Raw genomic sequence first — 5,204 nt, 5'->3', positions numbered from 1 at the left:
GGGCCACCTTACTGGAGACGGCGGGCGGATGCGTCGGGCTGGCTTGCGGCGTCTTGGCCACGGTCGAATCACCCGACCCGCAGCCCGCTGAGACCGCGGCCACCGATGCGGCGACAGCCACTCCCGTCAATGTCCGAACCCGGCACGATAGCCACCACACATCGCGCACCGTACCGTCAACGGGTCCGTAGGTGTGGCAGGCGAGGCCGTACGGAGGACTGTGCGCTGCGCTCGGCACGCCGAGCTGGCGATCCCCACTAAACTTCACGTTCTGATGACCGCCCCGGAAGATTCCACGACGCCGTCCCCCGCGACGTTCCTCGACCTGCAGCTTCACCCGCAGGTGGTTCGTGCGGTCGCCGACGTCGGCTACGAGTCACCGTCAGCGATTCAGGCGGCCACCATCCCGGCGCTGATGGCCGGTTCCGACGTGGTGGGGCTGGCCCAGACCGGCACCGGCAAAACAGCGGCGTTCGCCCTGCCGATCCTGTCCAAGATCGACCCGAACAACACCGCCACCCAAGCACTGGTGCTCGCGCCGACCCGCGAACTGGCGTTGCAGGTGGCCGAGGCGTTCAGCCGCTACGGCACCCATCTGCCGAAGATCAACGTGCTGCCGGTCTACGGCGGATCGTCCTACACTGTGCAACTGTCCGGCCTTAAACGCGGCGCGCAGGTCGTGGTCGGCACCCCGGGCCGTGTCATCGATCACCTGGAACGCGGCACCCTTGACCTGTCCCATGTCGACTATTTGGTGCTCGACGAGGCCGACGAGATGCTCAGCATGGGCTTCGCCGAAGAAGTCGAGCGGATTCTTTCCGAGACGCCGGAATACAAGCAGGTCGCGTTGTTCTCGGCCACCATGCCTCCGGCGATCCGCAAGATCACCGCCAAATATCTGCACGATCCCCTTGAAGTCGCGTCCGAGACGAAAACGGCCACTTCCGAGAACATCTCGCAGCGTTACATCCAGGTTGCCGGTCCGCGCAAAATGGACGCCCTGACGCGGGTGCTTGAGGTCGAGTCCTTCGAGGCGATGATCGTCTTCGTCCGCACGAAGCAGGCCACCGAGGAAGTCGCCGAAAGATTGCGTGCTCGGGGGTTTTCCGCAGCGGCCATCAACGGCGACATCCCGCAGGCCCAACGGGAACGGACGATTGCGGCTTTGAAGGAAGGCGGCGGAAAAGGACTCGACATCTTGGTGGCCACCGACGTGGCTGCGCGCGGACTGGACGTCGACCGGATCTCGCACGTGCTCAACTACGACATCCCGCACGACACCGAGTCCTACGTGCACCGGATCGGACGCACCGGGCGGGCCGGCCGGTCGGGAAGCGCGCTGCTGTTCGTCTCGCCGCGAGAGCGCCACCTGCTGAAGTCGATCGAGAAAGCCACCCGCCGGACGCTCATCGAGGCACAACTGCCGAGCGTCGAAGACGTCAACGCCCAGCGGGTGGCCAAGTTTGCCGATTCCATCACCGACGCCCTCGGCTCGCCGGGATTCGAGTTGTTCCACCGCCTGGTCGAAGACTACGAACGCGATCACGACGTGCCGATGGCCGACATCGCGGCGGCTTTGGCGCTGCAGTCCCGCGACGGCGAGGCGTTCCTCATGGCACCCGAGCCACCGCCTGAGCGACGCAGCGAGCGCCGAGCCGCCGACACCGACCGCAAGTCAGGAAAAGACCGGAAAGTTGCTTCCGACAAAGACTTCGGCACCTACCGCATTGCCGTCGGCAAGCGGCACAAAGTCGGTCCCGGTGCGATCGTGGGTGCGATCGCCAACGAAGGCGGTCTGCACCGCAGTGACTTCGGCCACATCACCATCGGCCCGGACTTCTCCCTCGTCGAACTGCCTGCACATCTCGCAGCGGCGACGCTGAAGGCGCTGGAGCGCACCCGCATCTCAGGACAGCTGATCAACCTGCGGCCCGAACGGCCGTCGAGCCCGGACCGCCGCCGGGACGGCAAGAAACCCAAGCGGAAAACCTCCGGATGACCCTGCCCGAGGCCACGACTGAACAAGGCGGGCTCGAACAGGTGTCCGGTGTCGACCGGGTCGCGTCGCTGACCGGTATCCGCGCGGTCGCCGCGCTTTTGGTGGTGGGCACCCATGCGGCATACACCACCGGCAAATACATCCAGGGATATTTCGGGTTGATTTGTGCGCGGCTGGAGATCGGGGTGCCGATCTTCTTCGTGCTGTCCGGATTCCTGCTGTTCCGGCCGTGGGTCAAGTCAGCCGCCACCGGCAGCCCGTCACCGTCGGTCAGCAGTTATGCCCGGCACCGGGTGCGGCGCATCATGCCCGCATACGTGGTGACGGTGCTCGCGGCCTACGTCGACTACCAATTCCATTCGCTGAAGCCGAATCCCGGTCACACCTGGATCGGGCTGTTGCGCAACCTCACGTTGACCCAGACCTACACGGGCAACTATCTGGGGAACTACCTGCATCAAGGTCTGACCCAGATGTGGAGCCTGTCCGTAGAAGTTGCTTTTTACCTGGTGCTTCCGGCCCTGGCGTATGTGTTGCTGGCTTCGCTGTGCCGGCGCCGATGGCAGCCGGTGCGGCTGCTGGCAGGCCTGGGCGGGCTGGCATTGATCAGCCCCGCCTGGTTGACCCTGGTACACACCAACGACTGGCTGCCCAACGTTGCCCGGCTATGGCTGCCCAGCTACCTGGCCTGGTTCGTCGCCGGGATGTTATTGGCGGTGCTGCAGGCGATGCGCATGGTCTGCTATGCGCTGGTGGCGATTCCGTTGGCCGTGATCAGTTACCTGATCGCTGCCACGCCGATCGGTGGGGCGCCGACGACGGCGCCGACCGGGTTGCTCGAAGCGGTGGTGAAGTCGACGTTCTACGCGGTCATCGCAGCTTTGGCGGTGGCGCCGCTGGCCTTGGGCAACCAAGGGTGGTACGCGGGAATGCTGGCCAGCAGACCAATGGTGTGGCTGGGCGAGATCTCCTACGAAATCTTCCTGGTCCACCTGCTCACCATGGAATTCGCCATGATCGAGTTAGTGCATTACCGCATCTACACGGGTTCGATGACCGTCCTGTTCGTCGTGACAGTGGTCATCACGATCCCTCCGGCGTGGCTGCTGCACCGATTCACCCGCGTGCGGACATCGGCCCCGAGTCACCGAGCGGGTTGACCGGTCACCTGGTCGGCCGACACCACGACCGGGATGACGAACTCCTGAAGCAATGCCGCCTCGTCCGCACCGTCACGGCCGGGAAACAGCAGCAACGACGTGATGACCCGCACCAGCCAGCGCGCGCGACGTTCGACGACGCCACGCTCGTCGGGGCCCAAGGAGTTCAGAAATCCCGCGGCCAGCGCGTTGATCACCACGGAGTGCTCAGCCACCTCGCCGCCGATCGGCGGTTGTGTGGTGGCGAACCATGATGACAGGGCCGGGCTTTCGCGAACCGACCGCAGCGTTGTGGTGACCCCGGCGATCAGCCGTTGCCGGGGATCGTCGATGCCGGTGATCTGCTCTCTGATCGCGTCGTGCAGCCGATAGGCCTCGCGATGCACGTAGGCGGTACGCAACGCTTCGCGGTTCTCGAAGTACCTATACAGCGTCGCGCGTGAACACCCTGCGGCGCGGGCGATTTCGTTCATGCCGATCGACCCTGGGTCGTGCTCGGTGAACAGCTTCCCGGCCGCGTCCAGAATCCGATCGGCGGCCATCTCGGTCCGACGCAACGCCAGCCAGTCGTTGGCGGGCATCAGGACCGCACGCGGAAGGGAACCGAAAGCGGACGCCGCACGTAACTGCCGCCGGCCCAGACGATGCCGGACTCGTCGACCTCGAACTCCGGGCAGCGCGCCAGCAGCTCGGTCAGCGCGACTTGGGACTGCATCCGCGCCGCGGCGGCACCCAGGCAATGGTGTGCGCCGTGGCTGAACGTGAGGATGTTGCGCGGGCAGCGCGTCACGTCCAGCTCAGCGGCGTCCGGCCCGTAGACACGTTCGTCCCGGTTGCCGGATCCGTACAGCAGCAGAACTTTACGGCCGGCCGGGACGGTGGTGTCGCCGATCGTCACGTCACGGGTGACCGTGCGGGCCAGGGCCTGCACCGGCGAGGTGAGCCGCAGCAGTTCCTCGACGGCGTCGCGGATCAGTGCCGGGTCGTTCGCCAGCAGCCGTCGCTGGTCGGGCCGCTGGTGCAGTAATTGCGTTGAGCCGCCGAGCATTCCGGTGGTGGTGTCATTGCCGCCGGTGACCATCGTGAAGGTGAACGCCAACACCGACAGGGTGCCGGCGATGTCGCCGTCGGCGCCAACCCCGGCCGCGACGAGGTGTGAGACGGTGTCGTCCGCCGGCTCGGTTCGGCGGCGCGCGATCAGGTCGGTGAAGTAGGCCATCATCGAACCGATCGCGTCACCGGCAGTCGTGACACCGCCGGCGGCGGTGTTGGCCGCGACGATCGCCTGGGTCCAGCCGTCGAATTGGGCCCGGTCTTCCTCCGGCACGCCCAGATAATGCGCAACGACCATCGACGGCAGCGGTTTGAACAGCTCGGCGACGATGTCACCGCCGCCGGCGGCGCGCAACCGCTCGATGCGCTGGACGACGAACTCGCGCACCGTCGGTTCGACCGCCTGGACCTGTCTTGGCGTGAAGCCGCGGGCCACCAGCTTGCGGAATTCGGTGTGCGCGGGCGGATCCGTCATGACCATCGGTGGGTTTTCCTGCAGCCCGATGAGTTCGAGCTCCCCGTAGTTGACCGTCAAGCCCTGCGCCGAGGAGAAGGTCTCGTGATCGCGCGCCGCCGCCCACACGTCGGCGTGCCGGGACAGCACGTAATAGTCGTCGGCCGGCCGGCCTTTGGGTACGACGTGATGCACCGGATCCTGATCGCGGAGCGCGCGGTACATCGGCCAGGGCTCAGTCCAGGTCTCGGCGGTCGGCAGCTGGAAATGCCGTCGGTGAGACAAACTAGCTGTCATGTCTCATGATTACGACAGTTAGTCGCTTATGTCAACTTTCGTCGAATTCCAAGCGGTGACGAAGTTCTTCCGCCGCGGCCTGCAGATTGCGGCCGACGATCCCGCGCCCGATGAATTCGCTGAGCCGGGCAATGCCCAAGCCGGTCAGCGAATAGGTCAGTGCGAAGGTGACGCGGCAGGACTGGCCGTCGCCTTCGACGGAGGCTTCGAATGAGTGGCGGGTTCCGCGTAGCGATCGCCA

General features: G+C 65.7%; 5 protein-coding genes and 1 pseudogene. 2 read left to right on the top strand and 4 right to left on the bottom strand.

The features are described from left to right. Window positions 1–160 (bottom strand): annotated as a pseudogene (locus tag WA317_RS15310) (LppP/LprE family lipoprotein); the annotation flags it as partial. Between the two features lie 114 nt (window positions 161–274). On the opposite strand from WA317_RS15310, the gene WA317_RS15305 reads away from it, so the two are divergent. After that, window positions 275–1,999, top strand: a complete 1,725-nt coding sequence (locus WA317_RS15305) for a DEAD/DEAH box helicase (RefSeq protein ID WP_425173838.1) — start codon at window positions 275–277, stop codon at window positions 1,997–1,999. Continuing rightward, window positions 1,996–3,159, top strand: a complete 1,164-nt coding sequence (locus WA317_RS15300; protein WP_425173837.1) for an acyltransferase family protein — start codon at window positions 1,996–1,998, stop codon at window positions 3,157–3,159. The genes WA317_RS15305 and WA317_RS15300 overlap by 4 nt, the downstream gene beginning before the upstream one ends. On the opposite strand, the gene WA317_RS15295 is transcribed toward WA317_RS15300, so the two are convergent. The 3 genes from WA317_RS15295 to WA317_RS15285 form a co-directional block, all read right to left on the bottom strand. Then, window positions 3,144–3,740, bottom strand: a complete 597-nt coding sequence (locus tag WA317_RS15295) for a TetR/AcrR family transcriptional regulator (protein ID WP_425173836.1) — start codon at window positions 3,738–3,740, stop codon at window positions 3,144–3,146. The two genes, WA317_RS15300 and WA317_RS15295, sit on opposite strands and share 16 nt — an antisense overlap. After that, window positions 3,740–4,963, bottom strand: coding sequence for a cytochrome P450 (locus WA317_RS15290; RefSeq protein ID WP_425173835.1), 1,224 nt, complete (start codon window positions 4,961–4,963; stop codon window positions 3,740–3,742). The genes WA317_RS15295 and WA317_RS15290 overlap by 1 nt, the downstream gene beginning before the upstream one ends. A gap of 31 nt (window positions 4,964–4,994) precedes the next feature. Next, a partial coding sequence (locus WA317_RS15285) for a hypothetical protein (protein ID WP_425173834.1) occupies window positions 4,995–5,204 on the bottom strand: 210 nt, incomplete at its 5' end.

The sequence above is a fragment of the Mycobacterium sp. genome (genome assembly GCF_049802695.1).
Taxonomy (GTDB): Bacteria; Actinomycetota; Actinomycetes; order Mycobacteriales; family Mycobacteriaceae; genus Mycobacterium.
Note: the sequence above shows the minus strand (reverse complement) of the source record. Positions and strands in the feature narration are given on the sequence as shown.

Excerpts from the sequence above, each read along its gene's own strand:
- WA317_RS15305 (WP_425173838.1), top strand. The coding sequence starts at position 275 with ATGACCGCCCCGGAAGATTCCACGACGCCGTCCCCCGCGACGTTCCTC.
- WA317_RS15290 (WP_425173835.1), bottom strand. The coding sequence starts at position 4,963 with ATGACAGCTAGTTTGTCTCACCGACGGCATTTCCAGCTGCCGACCGCC.
- WA317_RS15300 (WP_425173837.1), top strand. The coding sequence starts at position 1,996 with ATGACCCTGCCCGAGGCCACGACTGAACAAGGCGGGCTCGAACAGGTG.
- WA317_RS15295 (WP_425173836.1), bottom strand. The coding sequence starts at position 3,740 with ATGCCCGCCAACGACTGGCTGGCGTTGCGTCGGACCGAGATGGCCGCC.